The sequence below is a fragment of the Sphingomonas faeni genome (assembly GCF_003053745.1).
GTDB lineage: Bacteria > Pseudomonadota > Alphaproteobacteria > Sphingomonadales > Sphingomonadaceae > Sphingomonas > Sphingomonas faeni.
The window spans coordinates 98,289-119,519 of sequence record NZ_QAYE01000005.1 but is presented as its reverse complement, the minus strand read 5'-3'; the positions used below and the strand labels follow the sequence as shown (position 1 = coordinate 119,519).

Genomic DNA, 21,231 nt, shown 5'->3' with positions numbered 1-21,231 from the left:
GCGCTTCCTTCGGCCGCCCCGTGCGACCATATGCGCGAGATAATGCCCGTCTTCGAAACACCAAGCCCCCGCTCCGATTCCCCGGGCGACCTCGCGCTGTACGTCCACTGGCCGTTCTGCGTGTCGAAATGCCCGTATTGTGACTTCAACAGCCATGTTCGCGAGGAGGTGGACCAGGCGGCCTGGCGCGAGGCGCTGCTCACCGACCTCGCGCATGAGGCGCGGGTGTTGCCTGGCCGGAAGTTGCAGTCGATCTTCTTTGGAGGGGGCACGCCGTCGCTGATGCCGCCGTCGACCGTCGCGGCGGTGCTGGATGCGGCGGAGAAGGCCTGGGGGTTCGCCGAGGGAATCGAGATCACGCTGGAGGCGAATCCGTCTTCGGTCGAGGCGGCGCGGTTTGCCGATCTGGCGCGTGCTGGCGTGAACCGGGTGTCGCTGGGGTTGCAGTCGCTCGACGATCAGGCGCTGAAGTTTTTGGGGCGCGCGCATGACGTGAACGAGGGGCAGGCTGCGCTGGCGACTGCGCAGAGCGTGTTTCAACGGGTAAGTTTCGACCTGATCTATGCATTGCCAGGGCAGCGGCTCGATGACTGGCGCGCGGAACTTGCGCGTGCGCTAAGCCTCGGGACGGAACATCTGTCGCTGTACCAACTCACGATCGAGGCCGGCACGCGGTTCGCGACCGAGGCGCTGGCGGGGCGAATCGTGATCCCCGACGGTGATTCGGCGGCCGATCTGTTCGAGGCGACTCGGGCGGATACCGCCGCGGCGGGGTTGCCGGCGTACGAGACATCGAACCATGCACGGCCGGGATCGGAGAGCCGGCATAACCTCGCTTACTGGCGGTACCAGGATTACGCAGGGATCGGGCCGGGCGCGCATGGACGGCGCGGCGGGCTGGCGACGGTGCGGCGGAAGAAGCCGGAGAACTGGCTGTCGGCGATCGAGCGGAACGGCCACGGCATGGAGGTGGAGGACCCGCTGTCCCCGTCAACGCGGGCGACCGAGGCTTTGCTGATGGGGCTGCGGTTGGCGGAAGGCGTCGATCTCGACCGGATCACCGCGCTTAATGCGGGTGTGGTACCGGTCGATCTGGCGGCGGTGGCTCGGCTTGAGGCGCTGGGGCTGATCGCACACACGCCGGGGCGCCTGCGGGTTACCGAAGCCGGCGCCCTACTCCTCGACGCGATCCTGCCTGAGATCGTCACCGCCTAATTTGTTCACCCGCGAAGGCGGGTGCCCAGTCTGGGCACCCGCCTTCGCGGGTGAACAAGCTTACTTTCCGAACCCGGCCGGTGCGGGCGAGACCACCGTGGTCGTACCGCCACGAATTTCCTTCACCTCGAGCGCGCGCTCGGCGACGCTGTCCTTGCCGAAGCGGAAGGCACCGTCGATGCCGGCGAAGCCATCGCCGTCGCGCAGGCTATTGACCGGGAACGGCGTCCCCGGCTTCCAGTCGCGTGCGATGCGGACCGTCAACAGGACCGAATCATAGCCGAGGCTAGACAGGCGGTACGGCCCTGCCCCGAACCGCGCGCGATATTTGGCGGCATATTGGCGATACAGCGTGTCCGAAACGCTCGCATACCAGGCGCCGTTGAGCGCTGCCTTCGCGGCGATCGCGGTGTCCGAATTCCAGAGTTCGGTGCCGAGGATACGCGTCGATGCGCCGCTCCCGCGCTTGACCATCGCCGCTGCCGAGGCTGCGGTGGCGCCGCCATCGGCGATCAGGACCGCGTCATAAGGGGCCTTCGCCGCGAGCCGCGTGACCGCACCGGAAATGCCACCCGGACCGCGCGCGTAGGTCTGGAGCGAGACGACCTGACCGCCCGCCCCCTCTACCGCGCGGAGGAGCGCGGTGGAGGCACGCTCGCCGTAAAGCCCGTTGGGGACCAAGCCGGCGAAGTTGCTGACGCCGCGCTCCTTGGCGAAATCGACGACGCGCGCGATCGACTGGGTCGGGACATAGCCCATCAGGTATGCGCCGTTGCCCGCCACGCCGAGATCGTTGGAGAAGCTCAGCACCGGGATGTTAGCGGCGCGCGCGATCGGCGCGACCGCACGGACGTCGTCGGCGAGCAGCGGCCCGAGGATCAGCTGCGCACCCTCGGCGATCGCACGCTGCGCGGCGGCGGCGGCACCGGTCGCAGTGTCGTAGTTGGTGATCCGGACACGCTGGTTCTGCGTGTCGAGCAAGGCCAGCATCGTCGCGTTGGCGATCGAGGTACCGACGCCCGCGTTGCTACCCGACAGCGGCACGAGCAGCGCGACGCGATTGCGCTCGGCATCGCGAGGAATGCCGGTCTCGACGCCGATCTCGGGCCGATCGACGGGGCGCGTGGTCGGGCGCTGCTGCGTCGGCTCGACGGGGCCGCGTGGGACGATCGTCTGGCACGCGCCGAGCAAACATGCGGCCGTGAGGGTGGCCCAGCGTATGAATGCGCGTGGTTGCCGTATCGTCGTCGCGTCTGCCATGACCGTCCCCATGAACCCTGAAACTCTTCTCGATCCCGGCCTCTACATCGTCGCGACCCCGATCGGCAATCTTGGCGATCTGTCGCCGCGCGCCGCCGACATCCTCCGCCGCGCCGACGTGATCGCGGTCGAGGACAGCCGCGTGACCGCCGGCTTGCTCCGCCACATCGGCACGAAGACGCCGATGGTGCCGTATCATGACCATAGCGCGGAGGGCGTGCGCCCGGCGCTGATCGCGCGGATGGCGACGCAGGCGGTGGCGCTGGTGTCGGATGCGGGGACGCCGTTGATATCGGACCCCGGGTTCAAGCTGGTGCGTGACGCGCGGGCGGCGGGGCATCTGGTGGTGACGATTCCAGGGCCGTGTGCGGCGGTGGCGGCGCTGACGCTGGCGGGGCTGCCGACCGACCGCTTCCTGTTCGTGGGCTTCCTGCCGTCGAAGATGCACGCGCGAGCGGAGGCGATCGCGGAGATTGCGACGATCCGTGCGACGCTGGTGATGTATGAATCGGGGCCGCGACTGGGCGCATGTCTTGCCGCGCTGGCCGAGGGACTCGGCGACCGCGAGGCGGCGGTGACGCGCGAGATCAGCAAGAAGTTCGAGGAGGCGGTGACGGGGACACTCTCGACGCTCGCCGCGCGCTACGCGGATGCGCCGCCGCGGGGGGAGATCGTGATCGTCGTCGCACCGCCGGGCGAGGCGCCGCCGGCGAGTGCGGAGGACGGTGACGCGGCGCTGGTCGAGGCGTTGACGCGACTGTCCACCGGGCAGGCTGCGAGCGAGGTGGCGAAGAAGCTCGGGCTCGACCGCAAAGCCCTCTACGCGCGGGCGCTGGAATTGAAGGCGGAGAAAGGGTGACCGCCCTTCTTCCCCCCTCCCTGGAAGGGAGGGGCCGGGGGTGGGTCGGCCGATTGGCTGGCGGTCCCGAATCCCAGCAGCCTACCCACCCCCAACCCCTCCCTTTCAGGGATGGGAGCAGGGATGCGTGACCGTCGCTCCGCCGAGATCGCGGGTCGTCGCGGCGAGCGGCTGGCGGGGTGGTGGCTGCGCCTCAAGGGCTGGAGCATTCTCGACCGCCGCGTCCGCACCCCCGCCGGCGAAGTCGACCTCGTCGCTCGAAAGGGAAACCTCGTCGCCTTCGTCGAGGTAAAAACCCGCGCGACCGCCGCCGAACTCGACTTCGCGATCGACGAGCGTCGCCTCGCGCGCGTCGCCGCAGCCGCGGAATATCTGATGCCGCGCTATGCCGGCCCCGGCGACGATATCCGCGTCGACGTCATCCTGCTCGCCCCCGGCACGCGCCCGCGCCATATCGAGAATGCCTGGATCGGATGACGCCGCCCGGTGACTTCGCGCCCGCCCGCGCCTACATGCGCTCGACCGAACAGAAGGAAGACGCATGAGCCTCACCGTCGCCGTCCAGATGGACCCGCTCGACAGCATCAACATCGCCGGCGATTCGACCTTCGCGCTGATGTTGTCCGCGCAGGACCGTGGCCATACGCTCTTCCATTACTCGGCCGAGGACCTGAACTACCGTGACGGCCGCGTCTGGGCGAAGGCGCACCCGGTCACCGTGCAGCGCGTCGTCGGCGATCACTTCAGCGTCGGCGAACCCGTGAACCTCGATCTCGGCGACGAGGCCGACGTGGTCCTCATGCGTCAGGATCCCCCGTTCGATCTCGGCTATATCACCGCGACGCACCTGCTCGAGCGGATCGCGGACAAGACGCTCGTCGTCAACGATCCCGCGCAGGTGCGGAACGCGCCCGAGAAGGTCTTCGTGCTCGACTATCCGCAGTTCATGCCGCCGACGCTGGTGACCCGCTCGCTCGACGAGGCGCGGAAGTTTCTCGCGGAGCACGGCGCGATCGTGATCAAGCCGCTGCACGGCAATGGCGGCAAGGCGATCTTCAAGGTCGAGTCTGACGGCGCCAATCTGTCGGCGCTGATGGAGGTCTTCAACATGACGTGGCGCGAGCCGCACATGGTCCAGGCGTTCCTCCCCGACGTGGCGAAGGGCGACAAGCGCATCGTGCTGATCGACGGCGAGGTCGCGGGCGCGATCAACCGGTTGCCCGGCGAAGGCGAGATCCGCTCGAACCTCGCGGTTGGCGGCTCGGCGGAGAAGTCGGTGCTGACCGACAAGGAGCGCGAGATCTGCGCAGTGCTCGGGCCTGAACTGAAGAAGCGCGGGCTGTTGTTTGTTGGGATCGACGTGATCGGTGGCACGTGGCTGACCGAGATCAACGTCACGTCGCCGACCGGGATCGTCACGATCTCGAACTTCGATGGGACCGATGTCGCCGGCATGATCTGGGATGCGATCGAGGCGAAGGTGGCGGCTCGGTAACTGGAGCGAAGATACCACCCCGGCGGAGGCCGGGGCCCAATTGGAAAGGTCGCGGTCACGGAGCGCCGTCCTCCGTCATGACCGTCCCCCAATTGGGCCCCGGCCTTCGCCGGGGTGGTGTGATGTCGGTGGAACACATCCGGCATCCCGGCAGTATGTGATACCCATGACCGAATTCATCCTCGATCTCATCGCCTGGGGCGGATATTTCGGTATCTTCCTGTTGATGGCGCTCGAGAATATCGTGCCGCCGGTGCCGTCCGAAGTCATCATGGGGCTCGGCGGCATGGCCGTCGCGCGCGGCCACATGAGCGTCGTGCCGCTGATCGCCTGGGGCACCGCGGGCTCGGTCGTCGGCAACTACTTCTGGTATTATATCGGCCGTAACATCGGCTACGAACGCTTCCGCCCGTTCATCGAGCGCAACGGGCGCTGGCTGACGATGGAATGGTCCGACGTCGAGAAGATCCACCGCTTCTTCATGAAGCGCGGCGGCTGGGTGATCTTCGTATTCCGGTTCATGCCGACCTTCCGCACCGTCATCTCGCTGCCCGCGGGGATGACGCGGATGCCGATCTGGCAGTTCGTGATCTGGACCGCGGCAGGCAGCGCGATCTGGAACACCGTGCTCACCTATGCGGGCATCCTTCTGGGCTCGCACTTCGAGGAACTCGACCGCTATGTCGGGCCGGTCGCAGTGGCGACGTTCGTGGTGATCATCATCGGCTATGGATGGCGTGTGCTGACCTGGAAGCCGAAGGGCTAGACGCCGCCATGCGGGTGGGCGTTGCGGTACACGTCCATCAGATGCGCGGCATCGACCTGCGTATAGACCTGCGTCGAACTCAGGCTCGCATGCCCGAGCAACTCCTGGAGCGCGCGCAAATCCGCCCCCCGCCCCAGCAGATGCGTTGCGAAACTGTGGCGCAGAGCATGCGGCGTCGTCCGATCGCCCAGCCCTAACCGCGTCCGCGCCGACTGCACCGCCCGGCGGATCATCACCGGCGACAACGCCCCGCCCTTCGCCCCGCGAAACAGTGGTTCGCCGCGCGTAACCGGCCATGGTGTCTGCGCGACATATGCTTCGATCGCCGTACGCACCTGCGGTAACAAGGGCACCACGCGCGTCTTGGCCCGCTTGCCCGTCACCCGGATCGTATCGCCGAGCGGCAGGATATCGCCCCGCAACGTCAGCGCCTCGCCGATGCGCAATCCTGCGCCGTACAGTAGCATCAGCACCGCCCAGTCGCGCGCGCCGATCCACGGCTCGGCCGCATCGTCGGCCACCTCCTCCGCCAATGCGACCGCCTCGGCCGGCGAGATCGGCCGCGGCACGCCCGCCTTCACGCGCGGCCCGCGCATCCGCGGCTGCTCCGCGCCTTCGTTCGCCCAGGCGAGAAACCCCCGCACCGCCGACAATTCGCGCGCCGCGGATGCATTGCCCAACCCCGCCTCGCGACGCTGCGCCAGATACGCCCGCAGGTCCGTCGCCGTCACCCGCGCCAGCGCCCCGCGCGTGATCCGCTCGCCCCAATGCCCGACCAGGAACGCCGTCAGCCGCTCCGCCGATGCCTGGTAGGCCCGCACCGTGTGCACCGATCGCCGACGGTCGCGGGCGAGGTGGTTCGCCCAAAGCATAGACGGTGGCACCGTTTCCGTATTATCCATAGAAGCACAGTAACGCGTTCCCTCGGCAAAGAAAATTAACCCCATCGCGATAGTCAGTGCCATGTCCGCTACCGATTTCCAGTCCGAGTCCTTCGCCGACGAAAAGCGGCGCGTGGCCGCGCTTCACGCACTGGCCTTGCTCGACAGCGAGCCGGAACGCGAATTCGATGCGCTCGTCGCGCTGGCGGCAGAAATGCTTGGGTGTCCGATCGCGCTGATGACCCTGGTCGACAGCGATCGACTATGGATCAAGGCCGCAACCGGCGGCGAACGCGGCGAAATCAGCCGCGATATCGGTATGTGCGCCTACACGATCCAGAACGACGATCCGCTCGTCATCGACGACCTCGACGTCGATTCGCGATTTGCCATGAACCCGCTGGTGATGGCCGAGCGGGGCGCTCGCTTTTATGCAGGTGCGGCGATCCATGCGATCGATGGCCGGGGTGAGCGTCATGCGATCGGCACGATATGCGTCATCGATACGGCGCCGCGCAGTCTGAACGATGCCGGCCGCCGCGCGCTGATGCATCTGGCAACGCTAGCGGAAACGGCGATCGCGGCGCGCTCCGCCGCGAATCAGGCGATTGCGATCGCCACCACCGCCGACCGGCAAGCCGCGGCGCTCGAACGCCAGGACCGGATTTTCCGTCAGGCTGAACGGATGGCTGCGATGGGGTCTTGGCAAGCCTCGCTCGATCATCAGGAGATGGCTTGGTCGGACGGCGTGTTCCACATCTACGGCCTGCCCGTTGGTCCCGTGCCAGAAATGGAAATCGCGATGGGCTTTTATCCACCGCACGCGAGGGACGAGCTGAACGCCTCGATGGCCTCGACATTGGAAACAGGTAGGCCGTTCGATATCGAGGTAGACTTCCTGACAGCAAAGGATGAACCGCGTCGCGTTCGCGTGCTGGGCGAACTTGAGATCGACAACAACAAGGCCGTTGGGTTTGTCGGGGTATTTCAGGATGTCACAGAGCGCCATGCGCTTGAAACGACGTTGCGACGGACCGCCGATACCGATTCGCTGACCGGGATCGCCAACCGTGCGGCGTTCGATCGCGTGCTCGATCGGGCGATATCCCGCGCGCATGCCGAGGGAACGCCGCTGTTGCTGGCACTGGTCGATCTCGATGGCTTCAAGGCGATCAACGATACGCTTGGGCATACCGCCGGCGACGACGTGCTGCGCGGCGTTGGGCGGGAACTCCAGGCGCAGTGGTTGATGGGCAGCTTCGTCGCGCGGCTCGGTGGCGACGAGTTTGCCGTGCTGATCGAAGATCCAGTGCTCGCCGCGACACCCGCACGAATCTGTGCGCGGCTGGAGGAATCGCTGCGGTTTCCCATTTCCATGAACGGATTAGCGATGGTCAGCGCCGGCACGGTCGGGATCGCCGCACTAACGCCTGATTGCCACTCGATCCGCGACTTCGTCCACCGCGTGGACACGGTGCTGTACCAGGCCAAGCGTGCGCGGGTAGGCGAACGCCGACGATCCGATCGCCGAAGCGCTGCGTAAAGCGGTTCACGCGGAGTCGATCCGCCCCCATATACCGACACGATGTCATCCCGCGCCCGTGTCCTGATCCTCAACGCCGCCCTCGGGCCGCTCGACTACCGCGTGCCGGCGGGCATGAGCGTCGAGCCCGGCTCGGTCGTCGTCGCACCGCTCGGGCCGCGCCAATTGCTCGGCGTGGTGTGGGAAGCCGAACGGATGCCGTCCGATGCGGAGGTCGGTGACAACCGGTTGCGCAATCTGCTCGCGGTCGCGGACGTCCCACCTTTGGGGGCACCGTTGCGGCGGCTGGTCGAGTGGACCGCCGATTATTACCTCGCGCCCGCGGCTTCGGTGTTGCGGATGACGCTGGCGTCGACCTCGGCGTTGGAGGGTGCGCGAACCGCTGTCGAGTATCGTTCTACCGGGGTCGTGCCCCCTCGCCTGACGCCACAGCGTGAGCAGGCCCTGGAGCGGATCGGTGATCGCCAGGGCCTGATCCGCGAACTGGCAACGCTGGCGGAGGTCAGCGACGCGGTGATCCGCGGGTTGGTGAAGGTCGGCGCGATCGAGGCGGTCGAGGTCAGCATCGACGTCCCCTACCCCGTGCCCGATCCGCAGCATCATGAGCCGACTTTGTCAGAGGACCAGCGGGCAGCAGCCGATGTCCTGGTCGCTGGCGTCGCAGAGCACGCGTTCCACCCGACGTTGCTCGACGGCGTTACGGGCTCGGGGAAGACCGAGGTGTATTTCGAGGCGGTGGCCCAGGCGATCCGCGACGGCCGCCAGACGCTCGTCCTGCTCCCCGAGATCGCGCTGACCGAGCCGTTCCTGAAGCGCTTCCACGACCGCTTCGGCTGCGAGCCGATCGCGTGGCATTCCGGGCTTCGCTCGACCCAGCGACGACGGGCATGGCGGGCGATCGCGAGCGGCGAGGCATTGGTGACGGTCGGGGCGCGCTCAGCGCTGTTCCTGCCCTACCGCGACCTCGGGCTGATCGTCGTCGACGAGGCGCACGAGACCAGCTTCAAGCAGGAAGAGGGCGTGCATTATCACGCACGCGATGTCGCCGTGATGCGCGGCAAGTTCGAGGGCTGCCCGGTCATCCTCGCGTCCGCGACGCCGGCGATCGAGACTCGGCAACAGGTCGCGACCGGGCGCTATGCGGAGCTGAAGCTGCCCGGCCGGTTCGGCGCGGCGGAGATGCCGACGATCGAGCCGATCGACCTGATCAAGGAGCCGCCCGAGCGTGGGCGCTGGCTGGCCCCCCGACTGGTGAAGGCGATGCAGGAGACGCTGGAACGGCGCGAGCAATCGCTGCTGTTCCTCAACCGGCGGGGCTACGCGCCGCTGACGCTGTGCCGGACGTGCGGGCACCGGTTCCAATGTCCAAACTGCACCGCCTGGATGGTCGAGCACCGCCTGACGCGCCGCCTGGCGTGCCACCATTGCGGGCATGCCGAGCCGACGCGGCGCGTGTGTCCCGAGTGCAAGGGTGAGGACACGCTGGTCGCCTGCGGACCCGGGGTCGAACGAATCGCCGACGAGGTAACGGCGCTGTTCCCCGAGGCGAAGACGGCCGTCGTCACATCGGACACGATCTGGTCACCGGCCAAGGCGGCGGAGTTCGTCGGGCGGATGGAAGCCGGCGATATCGACATCGTCGTCGGCACGCAGCTCGTGACCAAGGGCTATCACTTTCCGAACCTCACCCTGGTCGGCGTGGTCGATGCGGATCTCGGCCTCGACGGCGGCGATCTGCGGGCTGCGGAGCGAACGTTCCAGCAGATCCGGCAGGTGTCGGGACGCGCCGGGCGTGGCGAAAAGCCGGGGCACGTGTTCATCCAGACGCATAGCCCCGGCGCTCAGGTCATGCAGGCGCTGATCACCGGCGATGCCGACGCGTTCTACGCCGCGGAGACGGACGCGCGGAAGGACGCGGGCGCGCCGCCGTTCGGTCGGTACGCGGCGATCGTCGTGTCGTCGGAGGACCAGTCCTGCGCGCACGAGACCGCCAAGCTCGTCGGTCGCAGTGCGCCCGAAGTTGACGGCATGCACGTATACGGCCCCGCCCCCGCCCCGCTGGCGATGCTGCGCGGCCGGCATCGCTACCGACTGCTCGTCCATGCGCGGCGCGCGCTGGACGTGCAGGACGTCATACGGGACTGGCTGGGAAAGCTGGAATGGCCATCCAAGGCGCGGGTGACGGTGGACGTCGACCCGTATAATTTTCTGTGATCGCGCGGGCAACGCGGCCTTAACGCTCGGCCCGGTATGCGTGCCGGATGACGTCATCCCGCATCGCACCCATCCAATGGCTTCGCGCACTCGCGGCGACGCTCGTGTTGCTGATGCACGCGTCCGACATGATCGATTCTGGACCGGTCGCACTGACCGGCAAGTTCGTACCGTCGGTTCCCAATCTCTCGATGTTCGGCGCGAGCGGGGTCGACCTGTTCTTCGTCATCAGCGGGTTCGTCATGGCGCAGTCGCTGGCGACCGCGGACGCTGATTCGTGGCGGTTCCTGGCGAAGCGATGGCTGCGGATCGTACCGTTGTTCGCGTGCGTCAGCGCGGTCTACATGATGATCATGCACGACCCGTTGACGGTTGCGGCGGCGTGGATGTCGATCACCGTGCTGCCCGTTCTCGACGGAGCGGGCTACCATGTTCCCGCGCTGTATCCCGGCTGGACGCTCGGATTCGAATTCGCGTTCTACGCCATCGTCGCGGTTGCCATGCGGGCTCCGCAGCGCCGTGTCGAAACGCTGCTGGCCCTCACGGTGGCGTTGGCGCTGATCGGCAGCGTCGTTCATCCCGGCTGGGCGCCTTTGAGGCTGCTGCTGAACCCGCTCCTGCTCGAATTTGTGCTAGGCGTGGGTGTGTGGATGGCTTGGCACAGCGGGATCAGCGCACGCTATGCGACGCCTGCGCTCGTCATCGGGACCGTGCTGCTGGTGGTCGGGATCGCCTTCGGACTAGGCGTGCCGCTATCGCTTCAGATCGAAGTTGCCGTTGCCGGTACCTCGGGCCTCGCGCGGACCTGGACGTGGGGCATTCCCTGGGCGCTGGTGGTAGTCGGGGTGATCGACACATCGGCGGAGGGACGGTTCGAACGGATCATCGCGCGCGTGGGCGATGCGTCCTATTCGACGTACCTGACCCATCCCTGCCTGATCGCACTGCTCTGGATGGTCGGCGGCCATGCCCCAACCATGTCACCCTATCTGTTCGCGCTGGCGTTTATCGTCGCATCGACGATGCTGGGATTGGTGGTGCATCGGTGGATCGAGCGACCGCTGCTGGCGCGGTTGCAGCGTCGCCCGTCAGTATCGATCGGGCGAGCACCGGCGCTCGCCTGACAGAAGTTACTCGCCGGCGTGTTCGGCGAGGACGGTCAGGCCCTTGGCGTTGACCTCGGCGAAACCGCCCTTGATCGCGATGACCTCGGGGGTGCCGTTCTGCGTGCGGAAGATCTGCACGCCGCCGTCGCGGACCGTCGACATGAACGGCGCATGGCCTTCGAGGACGCCGAAATCGCCTTCGGTGCCGGGGACGACGACCATGTAGACCTCCTCCGAGCGGACGAGCTTTTCTGGCGTGACGAGTTCGAAATGCAGCATGTCTGGGTCTCACTCCCCTCCCGCATGCGGGAGGGGCCGGGGGTGGGCTCGCGCTAACAGCGTCGCGCGACGTGGAGGGCGGGTGCCCACCCCCCAGCCCCCTCCCGCTTGCGGGAGGGGGAGCAGTAGTAGCTTAAGCCTCGGAAGCCATTTTCTCGGCCTTGGCGACGGCTTCGTCGATGCCGCCGACCATGTAGAACGCCGCCTCTGGCAGGTGATCATACTCGCCCTCGACCACCGCCTTGAACGAGCGGACGGTGTCCTCGAGCTGAACGAACTTGCCGCTGATGCCGGTGAAGACCTCGGCGACGTGGAACGGCTGGCTCAGGAACTTCTGGATCTTCCGCGCACGCTGGACGGTGAGCTTATCCTCTTCGGACAGTTCGTCCATGCCGAGAATCGCGATGATGTCCTGCAGCGACTTGTACTTCTGCAGGGTGGACTGGACCGCACGAGCCGTATCGTAATGCTCCTGACCAACGACCCGTGGCTCGAGCAGACGCGAGGTCGAATCGAGCGGATCGACCGCCGGGTAGATACCCAGCTCCGAGATCGCGCGGTTGAGGTTGGTCGTCGCATCGAGATGCGCGAACGACGTCGCCGGTGCCGGATCGGTGAGATCGTCTGCGGGAACGTACACGGCCTGCACCGAGGTGATCGACCCCTTGTTGGTCGACGTGATGCGCTCCTGCAGCGCGCCCATGTCGGTCGACAGCGTCGGCTGATAGCCCACGGCCGACGGAATACGACCGAGCAGTGCCGAAACCTCGGCGCCCGCCTGCGTGAAGCGGAAGATGTTGTCGACGAAGAACAGCACGTCCTGGCCTTCGACGTCGCGGAAATACTCGGCGATCGTCAGACCCGACAGCGCGACGCGGGCACGCGCGCCTGGCGGCTCGTTCATCTGGCCGAACACCAACGCGACCTTCGAGCCCTCCGACTGCGGATTGCCGTCGGCATCCTTGGCGATGACGCCCGCGTCGAGGAACTCGTGGTAGAGATCGTTACCCTCGCGGGTACGCTCGCCGACGCCTGCGAACACCGACGTGCCGCCATGGCCCTTGGCGATGTTGTTGATCAGCTCCTGGATCAGCACGGTCTTGCCGACGCCTGCGCCGCCGAAGAGCCCGATCTTGCCACCCTTCGCATACGGCGCGAGCAGATCGATGACCTTGATGCCGGTGACCAGGATCGCGCTCTCGGTCGACTGGTCGACGAACAGCGGTGCCGAAGCGTGGATCGGCGCGGTCGTCTCTGCGCCGACCGGACCACGCTCGTCGATCGGCTCGCCGATAACGTTGAGGATGCGGCCGAGCGTCTTCGGGCCGACCGGCACGCGGATCTGCGAGCCGGTATCGGTGACGGTCTGGCCGCGGGTCAGACCCTCGGTGGCGTCCATGGCGATCGTGCGAACGGTGTTCTCGCCGAGATGCTGCGCGACTTCGAGGACGAGTCGGTTGCCGTTATTGTCGGTTTCGAGCGCCGACAGAATGGCGGGCAAATTATCGGGGAAATGCACGTCGACGACCGCACCGATGACCTGCGAGATGCGGCCGGTGTTGTTGGTGGCCTTGGGGGCGAGCGTGGTTCCGAGGGTCTCTGGGGCGGTTGCCATTGTCTGCTTCCTTGGACTTACTTGAGCGCTTCGGCGCCCGAGATGATTTCGACCAGCTCGGTCGTGATCGCGGCTTGGCGGGTACGGTTATACTGGATCGAGAGACGCGTGATCATGTCGCCGGCATTGCGCGTGGCGTTGTCCATCGCGTTCATGCGCGAGCCCTGCTCCGACGCCGCATTCTCGAGCAGCGCGCGGAAAATCTGGATCGCGACGTTGCGCGGCAGGAGATCGGCAAGGATCGCTTCCTCGTCGGGCTCATACTCGACCACGGCTTCGGCGGGCGCACCAGGCTTGGCTTCCGCGCCGGGGATGGCCGACAGCGGGATCGGGATGATCTGGATGCCGGTCGGGACCTGCACCAGCGCCGACACGAACTTGGCGTAGAACAGGTGTGCGACGTCGAACTGGCCTTCACCGAAGCGCTTGATCAGGTCTTCGGAGATTTCCTGTGCATCGCTGAACGCTAGCCGCTTGATCTGGCCCATCTCGTGATCGGCGAGGATATCGTTCGGGAAGAAGCGCTTGATCACGCGCCCTTTCTTGCCGGCGACGTAGAACTTCACGGTCTTGCCGGCCGCGATCAGCTCCTCGGCCTTGCGACGCGCCGCGCGGACGATGTTGGTGTTGAACGCACCCGCGAGGCCGCGCTCCGACGTCGCGATGACGATCAGGTGGACCTGGTCCTTGCCGGTGCCCGCGAGCAGCGGCGATGCGCCCGGCGCGATGCCGACACGCCCCGCGAGGCTCGCCATTACCGCTTCGAGACGCTCGGCATACGGACGCCCGGCGACCGCCGCGTCCTGCGCACGGCGCAGCTTCGCGGCGGCGACCATCTTCATCGCCTTGGTGATCTTCTGCGTCGACTTTACCGAGCCGATGCGGATCTTGAGGGCCTTAAGTGATGCCATCTTCTCTTCCTGCTCCCTCGCTCCTCACAGAGGAGGGTCGGATTACATGCTCTGCTCCCTCTCCCCGCCGGGGAGAGGGTCGGGGTGAGGGGCAGTTGCAAAGCGCAACGCCCGGTACAACCCCTCACCCCAACCCTCTCCCCGCAGGGGAGAGGGAGTTAATCAGGCGAAAGTCTTCGCGAACGCTTCGAGCGCTGCCTTCAGCTTGTCCTTCGCCTCGTTACCCAAATCGCGGGTATCGCGGATCAGCTTCAGCACGTCGGCATGGTTCGCGCGCATGTCGGCCAGCAGCGCCTGCTCGTAGCGGGTCACGTCGGCGACCGGCACCTTGTCGAGATAGCCGCTGGTGCCGGCGAAGATCGACACGGTCTGCTCCTCGAACGGCAGCGGCGAGAACTGTGCCTGCTTCAGCAGCTCGGTCAGGCGCGCGCCGCGGTTGAGCAGCTTCTGCGTCGACGCATCGAGATCCGACCCGAACTGCGCGAACGCCGCCATCTCGCGGTACTGCGCCAGCTCGAGCTTGATCGAGCCCGACACCTTCTTCATCGCCTTAGTCTGAGCCGCCGAACCGACGCGGCTCACCGACAGGCCGACGTTGATCGCCGGACGCACGCCCGAGAAGAACAGGTCGGTTTCGAGGAAGATCTGGCCGTCGGTGATCGAGATCACGTTGGTCGGGATGTACGCCGAAACGTCGCCCGCCTGCGTCTCGATGATCGGCAGCGCGGTCAGCGAGCCGCCGCCGTTCGCGTCCGACATCTTCGCCGCACGCTCGAGCAGGCGGCTGTGGAGATAGAACACGTCGCCCGGATACGCCTCACGGCCTGGCGGACGACGCAGCAGCAGCGACATCTGGCGATAGGCGACCGCCTGCTTCGACAGATCGTCGTAGCAGATCAGCGCGTGCATGCCGCGATCGCGGAAATACTCGCCCATCGCGACGCCGGTGTACGGTGCGAGATACTGGAGCGGTGCAGGGTCCGACGCGGTCGCGGCGATGACGATGGTGTATTCCATCGCGCCGTTCTCTTCGAGCGTCTTGACCAGCTGGGCGACGGTCGAGCGCTTCTGGCCGATCGCGACATAGACGCAATACAGCTTCTTCGACTCGTCGTCGCCAGCGTTGGCGATCTTCTGGTTGATGAACGCGTCGATCGCGACGGCAGACTTGCCGGTCTGGCGATCGCCGATGATCAGCTCGCGCTGGCCGCGGCCAACGGGGACGAGTGCGTCGATCGCCTTCAGGCCCGTCTGGACCGGCTCGCTGACCGACTGGCGCGGGATGATGCCCGGTGCCTTCACTTCGACGCGGCTGCGCTCGGTGGTATGGATCGGGCCCTTGCCGTCGATCGGGTTGCCGAGGCCGTCGACCACGCGGCCGAGCAGCTCCTTGCCGATCGGCACGTCGACGATCGTGCCGGTGCGCTTGACGATGTCGCCTTCCTTGATCTCGGAATCGCTCCCGAAGATCACGACGCCGACGTTATCGGCCTCGAGGTTGAGCGCCATGCCCTGCACGCCGTTCGAGAATTCGACCATCTCGCCGGCCTGGACGTTGTCGAGGCCGAAGATGCGCGCGATGCCATCGCCGACGCTCAGCACCTGGCCGGTCTCGCTGACCTGGGCCTCGGTGCCGAAATTGGCGATCTGATCCTTGATGATCTTCGAGATTTCTGCGGCGCGGATATCCATTAGCTTAGCCCTTCATCGCGTGCGCGAGAGTGTTGAGACGCGTCTTGATCGACGAATCGATCATCTGGCTGCCGACGCGGACGACGAGTCCACCCAGCAACGATGGGTCGACACTGAGGTCGACGGAAACTTCACGGCCGACCCGCTGGCGGAGCTGATGCTTCAGCTCGATCACCTGCTCGTCGGTCAGCGGATGCGCGGACGTCACCTCGGCGGCAATCTCGCCGCGATGCTGCGCGGCAAGTGTCCGGAATGCCTTGATGATCTTCGGCAGCGCGCCGAGCCGGTGATTCTCGGCGAGCACGCCGAGGAAGCTCTTGGTGGTCGCATCGACACCGAGCTCGTCGGCGACCGCGGAGACCGCCTTCACGGCGGCACCGCGCGAGACCATCGGGCTGACCGTCAGATTGCGGAAGTCCTCGGACTGCGCGAGTGCGTCGCGCACGTTCGCCAGGCTCGACTCGACCGCGTCGATCGTCTTCGCGTCACGCGCGAGTTCGAACAGGGCCAGCGCATAACGCCCGCCTAAGCTCGCCTGAATACCGCCGGATGTCTCCACGGAACCTCTATCCTCGCCTGCAACGAATAACCGACCCAAAGGAAGAGAGGGCGCGAAAGCACCTCTCCTGGGACGCGGCGCGGTTAGCATCGGGTTGTCGGATTGGCAACCCGGCGGGAGGGTCGGAGGGACGGGTTTGTGACTGTTTTGTCATTCGTGTCGAGGCGACCAGCCTTCTTATGTCATCCTCGCGAAGGCGGGGATCCATATCTCCGGACCCGGCGCTTTCCCCGCACGGCCTGCCACTATGGGGTCCCGCCTCCGCGGGAATGACGGTATTGGGCAGGCATTACGACCAATCGACGAGGACGAGAGAATGACCGGCACGATGGAAACGATGACCATGTCCGACGGCGCGACCGTCGGGGTCTATCACGCACAGCCTACCGGCGAGCGTCGCGGTGGCGTCGTGCTGGTGCAGGAGATCTTCGGCGTGACCGACCACATCCGCGACCTCTGCGACGAGTACGCCGCCGATGGCTACGAGGTCCTCGCCCCCGCCCTGTTTGACCGCGAGCACCCGGGCTTCGAGGCAGACTATTCGGGCGACGGCCTCGCGCGCGGCGTCGAACTCGCGCGCCAGCTTCACCCGTTCGACCTGTCGCTGAAGGACGTCCAGACCTGCATCGACACGCTCGCGCCCGCCGGGCCGGTGTTCGTGGTCGGCTATTGCTATGGCGGTTCGGTCGCATGGTTCGCCTCGACCAAGCTCACCGGCGTGGCAGCGGCCAGTGGCTATTACGGAAGCATGATCCCGGCGGCGGCGGACGAGGAACCGAAGGTGCCGGTCATCCTGCACTTCGGTCGCCACGACCACGGTATCCCGATGGAGGGGGTCGAGCAGGTCATTGCCAAGGATTGGCCGAATGCGACGGTGTACGTCTACGAGGCGGGCCACGGGTTCAATTCGGACCGGCGGAAGGATTATCACGAGCCTAGTGCGGATCTTGCGAAGCAGCGCACGCTGGACCTGTTCCGTGCCAACCGCGGGTGAGCGGCCTTTTCCCCAACACTAACGCCACCCCGGCGAAGGCCGGGGCCCAGTTGGGGGACGTCGCTAAAGGGTAGACGACCCGTCGTTATTACCACCTTTCCAACTGGACCCCGGCCTTCGCCGGGGTGGTGGATGTGGTAGAAGGCGTCGATGCAGGCTGACGCTACAAACGTGAAAGCAGCCCCTGCTTCCTTGTTCTCCCGCGAAGGCGGGAGCCCAGTCTGGGTCCCCGCCTTCGCGGGGAAACAATTCTATTTCGCTCGGTCGAGATCATTCCCCCGGAAAATCAGCCCCAAGGCTGTCCGCCTTATGCGCCTCGATCTCCTTCAGCCGCTCCGCCAGCTTCTTCGTCACCGCATCATACCCCCAAGCCCCGAGCACCAGATGCCGAGGCGGGTTCGCATCATCGGTCAGCGCGATCATAGCCTCGCCCGCCCGCACCGGGTCACCCGCCTGCGTCCCGCTAACCTCCCGCGTCCCGTCCAGTCGCTTACCCGCGGTATCGGCATAGCCGGCGATCTTCACTGGCGTCTGCTTCAACGAACGCCCGGCCCAGTCCGTCCGGAACGGCCCCGGCTCGACGCACGTCACGTCGATCCCAAGCGGCTTCACCTCCGCGAGCAGCGCATCGGACCAACCCTCGACCGCATGCTTCGACGCAGCATAATAGCCCGAGCCCGGGAAGCCAACCTGGCCCGCGACCGACGTAATGTTGATGATATTTCCGCTCTTCTGCCCCCGCATGATCGGCAGAACGGCCCGCGTAAGCGCAAACAACCCGAACACGTTCGCGTCGAACTGCGCGCGGATCTCGGACTCGACGCCCTCTTCGACCGACGCCTGATAGCCGTATCCCGCATTGTTCACGAGCACGTCGATCCGACCGAACTTGGCCATGGCCTGCGCCACGGCATCGTCGATCTGCGCCTGCTCCGTCACGTCGAGCGACAGTGCGAGCGCACGATCTTCGGCGCCCTCCGCCAGATCGGCAACGCGGTCGGCATCCCGCGCAGTGACCACCGCACGCCAACCACGCGCGAGGACGAGCTTGGCGAGTTCGCGACCGAAGCCGGTCGAGCAGCCAGAGATGAACCAGACGGGGGTGTCGGAGGCCATGAGACATCTTTCGTTAGGGGGTATGCACCGAAGAACGGCCGGACCGCCGATTGGCTCCGTTTTGACCGCAAGCCACGGGATGCGCGTGCGGCGCGACCGGCTATACCGATCCGATGATCACCACCCCTGACTACGACTCCGCCTGGACCGCGTTCGAAGCCCGCGACCGCGCGTGGGACGGCCGGTTCGTCGTCGGCGTGAAGACCACCGGCATCTACTGCAAGCCAAGCTGCCCCGCGCGCCACCCGAAGCGCGAGAACGTCACCTTCCACCCAGACCCGTCGAGCGCCCGCGCCGCTGGCTTCCGCGCATGCCTGCGCTGCACCCCTGACGAAGTCGGCCGCGACCGCATCGCCGTCGCCGCCGCCGTTGCGCTGCTCGAAGCCACCGAAGACCGCCTCTCGCTGGACGAGGTCGCCGCCAGAGTCGGCTACGCGCCGCATCATTTCCACCGCCTGTTCAAGCGCGCCACCGGCGTCACCCCCGCCGCCTATGCGCGGGCGCTCCGCACCGGCCGCGCGCGCGATGCCTTATCGGAGGACTCGACCGTGACCGAAGCGATCTACGACGCCGGCTATTCCGCCCCCAGCCGCTTCTACGAGGCCGACGCCAAGCGGTTAGGCATGGCCCCCAGCGCCTGGGCACGCGGCGGCGAAGGCGTCACGATCCGCTGGACCACCGCCGACACGAGCCTGGGCACGCTGTTCGTCGCCGCCACCGAAAAGGGCCTCTGCCGCGTATCCTTCGACGAAGACGCGGACGAACTCCGCCGCCGCTTCCCCAATGCCACAATCGAGCCGGGCGACGAAGCCCTTGCAGACCTGGCGGCGCAAGTTGTCGCAGCCGTGGAATCGCCTGACCGCGACCAAGACCTTCCGCTCGACGTCCGCGGCACCGCCTTCCAGGAAGCGATCTGGCAAGCCCTGCGCACTATCCCGATCGGCGAAACCCGCACTTACAGTGAACTCGCAGCGCTCGCCGGCCGTCCTGCCGCCGTCCGCGCCGCCGGCACCGCGTGCGGCCAGAATCCAGTGTCGATCGTCATCCCCTGCCACCGCGCCCAGCGCATCGGCGGCGCGCTCGGCGGCTATGCCTACGGGCTGGACCGCAAGCGCGCGCTACTCGCCTCCGAAGCTCAGCGCGCCGACTTGCAGGAATAGACCAGCTTCTCGTTCGGCAGCGGCGGCAACACCGCTCGGACCGCAGCCTGCTGCCCTGCAAGCCGACCCAACGCCGCCTCATCCATGTTGCACACGTTCGGCACGACGCCGCGCGCGGTCCGCGCTGCCTCCATCCCCGCCGCCGACATGAGGTAACGCGTGTTCGAATACACGCGCGTCGCCGGATCGAACGACAGCACGGACACGGTCTGCTCGGCATCGGGCACCAGCACGCGGTCCCAGCGACCATTCGCGCCGACATATTGCGTCTTGCCGTTTACACACCCCTTCGCGCCCCAGTCGATCGGCACGTCCTCGCTCGACGAGATCGTGATCCGGCTCCGCTCGGGGATCAGCGTGCACATCAGCTTGCCGAGCGCCGCATCGGGCGTCGATATTCGCGTCTTGGGCAGCGCGGACAGCGGCACGTCGACCTCACCGGAAGGCCGCAGCACGAACACGATGATCGCGACCAGCACGCTCAGCCCGCCGATCCCCAGAGCCCATACCGCCTGGCGCCGCTGGCCGCGCGATTCGAGCAGGCCCGCGCTACCGATGACCAGCGCCCCCGCCACGAGCAACAGCCCGGCAAGTGCCATGACGTTCTCGCGAGCCCGCCCGGCCTCGGTCCGCGCCTTCTCCAGCGCGACCTCGCGAGTCATCGCATCCTGCGTCGCCGCATCGCGCTTGGCCGACGCCGCATCGGCGGTCGCCTTCGCATCCGCGTCGGCGTCCTGCCGCAAGCGATCCTCGATCGACGTGCACCCCGTCCCGATCGACGCATAAGGCTGTTTCGCATCGTGGAGGAAGCCCGCCAGTTCGGTATCCGCAATCGCGAACCCGAACGTCGAATCGCCCTCCTCGCCACGCGTGATCGCCGAGTTCACCCCGATCACCCGCCCACACCGGTCAAGCAGAGGACCGCCCGAATTGCCTCGTGCGATGCTCGCCGTGTGAAGAAGCACCTCGACACTGCTCAGCACGCGGCGACCGGAGAGCACGCCCTCCGACCGCACTGGCGTCATCGGCCGGATGTAATCCGCCGCCGACCGCGCCGTCGCCAGGTCGACGTTACCCGGAAAGCCGAGCGACACTACCGGATCGCCCTCGGTCATCGGCCCGGTATAGAGTGCGCTCGGCGGCAGGCGCGCGCCGGTGAACTCGATCAGCGCCAGGTCGCGCTGTGAGTCGTACGCGATCACCTTACCCTGGTAGGATTTGCTGCCCTCGGTCGGGACGATGCCGACGACGACGTTGTCGGGATAGCGTTCGGCGAGATCGACAACGTGTGCGTTGGTGACGATCCGGTTGGGCGCGATCGCAAAGCCGCTGCCATGGCCGAAGCCGACCACCTGATCGTCGACCACCGCGATCGTCACGACGCGCACGACGCCGCGCCCTGTGGCGGCGATGTCGTCCGCAGATGCGGAGCTCGCCAACCCGAAGGTGAGCGCGAGAAGAAGCAGCAGGCGGATCATGTGCCTGCCTTCGGGGAGTTCGCGGCGGCGATCAACCCTGACCATCGCACCGCGCGACAGCGGCCCAATCACGCGCCTGTTTTGGTTA

Annotated in this window: 19 protein-coding genes; 10 read left to right on the top strand and 9 right to left on the bottom strand. The window is 66.6% G+C overall.

Annotated elements, in window-relative coordinates; all coding sequences use genetic code 11:
• Positions 1–42: 42 nt before the first annotated feature.
• Positions 43–1,215, top strand: a complete 1,173-nt coding sequence (hemW, locus tag C8J25_RS10655; protein ID WP_107954559.1) for a radical SAM family heme chaperone HemW — start codon at positions 43–45, stop codon at positions 1,213–1,215.
• A 60-nt stretch (positions 1,216–1,275) separates the two neighbouring features.
• Here the strand turns inward: hemW and C8J25_RS10650 are convergent, their stop codons facing one another.
• Complete coding sequence (locus C8J25_RS10650) at positions 1,276–2,475, bottom strand: penicillin-binding protein activator (protein ID WP_107954558.1); 1,200 nt, start codon at positions 2,473–2,475, stop codon at positions 1,276–1,278.
• Between the two features lie 10 nt (positions 2,476–2,485).
• On the opposite strand from C8J25_RS10650, the gene rsmI reads away from it, so the two are divergent.
• The 4 genes from rsmI (at position 2,486) to C8J25_RS10630 (ending at position 5,595) form a co-directional block, all read left to right on the top strand.
• A complete protein-coding gene (gene rsmI, locus C8J25_RS10645) occupies positions 2,486–3,334 on the top strand; it encodes a 16S rRNA (cytidine(1402)-2'-O)-methyltransferase (RefSeq protein WP_107954557.1) in 849 nt (282 codons plus the stop codon).
• Positions 3,335–3,457: 123 nt separating this feature from the next.
• The gene (locus tag C8J25_RS10640; protein ID WP_056488495.1) at positions 3,458–3,811 is read left to right on the top strand and encodes a YraN family protein; all 354 of its coding nucleotides are present in this window, start codon (positions 3,458–3,460) and stop codon (positions 3,809–3,811) included.
• A gap of 64 nt (positions 3,812–3,875) precedes the next feature.
• The gene (gene gshB, locus C8J25_RS10635) at positions 3,876–4,829 is read left to right on the top strand and encodes a glutathione synthase (RefSeq protein WP_107954413.1); all 954 of its coding nucleotides are present in this window, start codon (positions 3,876–3,878) and stop codon (positions 4,827–4,829) included.
• A 166-nt stretch (positions 4,830–4,995) separates the two neighbouring features.
• Positions 4,996–5,595: a DedA family protein gene (locus tag C8J25_RS10630; protein WP_107954412.1), complete on the top strand. Its 600-nt coding sequence runs from the start codon at positions 4,996–4,998 to the stop codon at positions 5,593–5,595.
• On the opposite strand, the gene C8J25_RS10625 is transcribed toward C8J25_RS10630, so the two are convergent.
• Positions 5,592–6,497 (bottom strand): tyrosine recombinase XerC, encoded by a 906-nt coding sequence (locus C8J25_RS10625; protein WP_244186986.1) that lies wholly within the window; start codon positions 6,495–6,497, stop codon positions 5,592–5,594. The two genes, C8J25_RS10630 and C8J25_RS10625, sit on opposite strands and share 4 nt — an antisense overlap.
• Positions 6,498–6,558: 61 nt before the next feature.
• Here C8J25_RS10625 and C8J25_RS10620 point away from each other — a divergent pair, with 61 nt between their 5' ends.
• From C8J25_RS10620 to C8J25_RS10610, 3 genes are read left to right on the top strand one after another with little or no spacing between them, the layout of a single operon-like run.
• Positions 6,559–8,019 (top strand): diguanylate cyclase domain-containing protein, encoded by a 1,461-nt coding sequence (locus C8J25_RS10620; RefSeq protein ID WP_107954410.1) that lies wholly within the window; start codon positions 6,559–6,561, stop codon positions 8,017–8,019.
• 42 nt (positions 8,020–8,061) lie between these two features.
• Positions 8,062–10,233 (top strand): primosomal protein N', encoded by a 2,172-nt coding sequence (locus C8J25_RS10615; RefSeq protein ID WP_107954409.1) that lies wholly within the window; start codon positions 8,062–8,064, stop codon positions 10,231–10,233.
• A 47-nt stretch (positions 10,234–10,280) separates the two neighbouring features.
• Complete coding sequence (locus C8J25_RS10610) at positions 10,281–11,357, top strand: acyltransferase family protein (RefSeq protein WP_107954408.1); 1,077 nt, start codon at positions 10,281–10,283, stop codon at positions 11,355–11,357.
• A gap of 6 nt (positions 11,358–11,363) precedes the next feature.
• Here C8J25_RS10610 and C8J25_RS10605 read toward each other — a convergent pair whose 3' ends face one another.
• The 5 genes from C8J25_RS10605 to C8J25_RS10585 all read right to left on the bottom strand — a co-directional run bounded on the left by C8J25_RS10605 (position 11,364) and on the right by C8J25_RS10585 (position 16,395).
• A complete protein-coding gene (locus C8J25_RS10605) occupies positions 11,364–11,618 on the bottom strand; it encodes an ATP synthase F1 subunit epsilon (protein WP_056065173.1) in 255 nt (84 codons plus the stop codon).
• Between the two features lie 133 nt (positions 11,619–11,751).
• Positions 11,752–13,233 carry a F0F1 ATP synthase subunit beta gene (gene atpD, locus C8J25_RS10600; RefSeq protein WP_056488474.1) on the bottom strand — a complete coding sequence of 494 codons (1,482 nt, stop codon included), beginning with the start codon at positions 13,231–13,233 and terminating at the stop codon, positions 11,752–11,754.
• 17 nt (positions 13,234–13,250) lie between these two features.
• A complete protein-coding gene (locus C8J25_RS10595) occupies positions 13,251–14,144 on the bottom strand; it encodes a F0F1 ATP synthase subunit gamma (protein ID WP_056065178.1) in 894 nt (297 codons plus the stop codon).
• Positions 14,145–14,306: 162 nt separating this feature from the next.
• Positions 14,307–15,836 carry a F0F1 ATP synthase subunit alpha gene (atpA, locus tag C8J25_RS10590; protein ID WP_055873607.1) on the bottom strand — a complete coding sequence of 510 codons (1,530 nt, stop codon included), beginning with the start codon at positions 15,834–15,836 and terminating at the stop codon, positions 14,307–14,309.
• A 4-nt stretch (positions 15,837–15,840) separates the two neighbouring features.
• Positions 15,841–16,395 (bottom strand): F0F1 ATP synthase subunit delta, encoded by a 555-nt coding sequence (locus C8J25_RS10585; RefSeq protein WP_060527190.1) that lies wholly within the window; start codon positions 16,393–16,395, stop codon positions 15,841–15,843.
• 316 nt (positions 16,396–16,711) lie between these two features.
• On the opposite strand from C8J25_RS10585, the gene C8J25_RS10580 reads away from it, so the two are divergent.
• Positions 16,712–17,389, top strand: coding sequence for a dienelactone hydrolase family protein (locus C8J25_RS10580; RefSeq protein ID WP_107954407.1), 678 nt, complete (start codon positions 16,712–16,714; stop codon positions 17,387–17,389).
• Positions 17,390–17,659: 270 nt separating this feature from the next.
• Here the strand turns inward: C8J25_RS10580 and C8J25_RS10575 are convergent, their stop codons facing one another.
• Positions 17,660–18,505 (bottom strand): oxidoreductase, encoded by an 846-nt coding sequence (locus tag C8J25_RS10575; RefSeq protein ID WP_107954406.1) that lies wholly within the window; start codon positions 18,503–18,505, stop codon positions 17,660–17,662.
• Positions 18,506–18,618: 113 nt separating this feature from the next.
• Between C8J25_RS10575 and ada the strand changes: the two genes are divergently transcribed.
• Entirely contained in the window at positions 18,619–19,665 is a 1,047-nt protein-coding gene (ada, locus tag C8J25_RS10570) for a bifunctional DNA-binding transcriptional regulator/O6-methylguanine-DNA methyltransferase Ada (protein WP_107954405.1), read from the top strand.
• Here the strand turns inward: ada and C8J25_RS10565 are convergent.
• Positions 19,641–21,143, bottom strand: coding sequence for a S1C family serine protease (locus C8J25_RS10565; protein ID WP_107954404.1), 1,503 nt, complete (start codon positions 21,141–21,143; stop codon positions 19,641–19,643). The genes ada and C8J25_RS10565 overlap by 25 nt on opposite strands.
• Positions 21,144–21,231: the final 88 nt, after the last annotated feature.

Excerpts from the sequence above, each read along its gene's own strand:
- C8J25_RS10650 (WP_107954558.1), bottom strand. The coding sequence starts at position 2,475 with ATGGCAGACGCGACGACGATACGGCAACCACGCGCATTCATACGCTGG.
- C8J25_RS10595 (WP_056065178.1), bottom strand. The coding sequence starts at position 14,144 with ATGGCATCACTTAAGGCCCTCAAGATCCGCATCGGCTCGGTAAAGTCG.
- C8J25_RS10625 (WP_244186986.1), bottom strand. The coding sequence starts at position 6,497 with ATGGATAATACGGAAACGGTGCCACCGTCTATGCTTTGGGCGAACCAC.
- atpA (WP_055873607.1), bottom strand. The coding sequence starts at position 15,836 with ATGGATATCCGCGCCGCAGAAATCTCGAAGATCATCAAGGATCAGATC.
- C8J25_RS10630 (WP_107954412.1), top strand. The coding sequence starts at position 4,996 with ATGACCGAATTCATCCTCGATCTCATCGCCTGGGGCGGATATTTCGGT.
- C8J25_RS10620 (WP_107954410.1), top strand. The coding sequence starts at position 6,559 with ATGTCCGCTACCGATTTCCAGTCCGAGTCCTTCGCCGACGAAAAGCGG.
- atpD (WP_056488474.1), bottom strand. The coding sequence starts at position 13,233 with ATGGCAACCGCCCCAGAGACCCTCGGAACCACGCTCGCCCCCAAGGCC.
- C8J25_RS10575 (WP_107954406.1), bottom strand. The coding sequence starts at position 18,505 with ATGGCCTCCGACACCCCCGTCTGGTTCATCTCTGGCTGCTCGACCGGC.
- C8J25_RS10580 (WP_107954407.1), top strand. The coding sequence starts at position 16,712 with ATGACCGGCACGATGGAAACGATGACCATGTCCGACGGCGCGACCGTC.
- C8J25_RS10605 (WP_056065173.1), bottom strand. The coding sequence starts at position 11,618 with ATGCTGCATTTCGAACTCGTCACGCCAGAAAAGCTCGTCCGCTCGGAG.
- rsmI (WP_107954557.1), top strand. The coding sequence starts at position 2,486 with ATGAACCCTGAAACTCTTCTCGATCCCGGCCTCTACATCGTCGCGACC.
- hemW (WP_107954559.1), top strand. The coding sequence starts at position 43 with ATGCCCGTCTTCGAAACACCAAGCCCCCGCTCCGATTCCCCGGGCGAC.
- gshB (WP_107954413.1), top strand. The coding sequence starts at position 3,876 with ATGAGCCTCACCGTCGCCGTCCAGATGGACCCGCTCGACAGCATCAAC.
- C8J25_RS10615 (WP_107954409.1), top strand. The coding sequence starts at position 8,062 with ATGTCATCCCGCGCCCGTGTCCTGATCCTCAACGCCGCCCTCGGGCCG.
- ada (WP_107954405.1), top strand. The coding sequence starts at position 18,619 with ATGATCACCACCCCTGACTACGACTCCGCCTGGACCGCGTTCGAAGCC.
- C8J25_RS10640 (WP_056488495.1), top strand. The coding sequence starts at position 3,458 with ATGCGTGACCGTCGCTCCGCCGAGATCGCGGGTCGTCGCGGCGAGCGG.
- C8J25_RS10565 (WP_107954404.1), bottom strand. The coding sequence starts at position 21,143 with ATGATCCGCCTGCTGCTTCTTCTCGCGCTCACCTTCGGGTTGGCGAGC.
- C8J25_RS10610 (WP_107954408.1), top strand. The coding sequence starts at position 10,281 with ATGACGTCATCCCGCATCGCACCCATCCAATGGCTTCGCGCACTCGCG.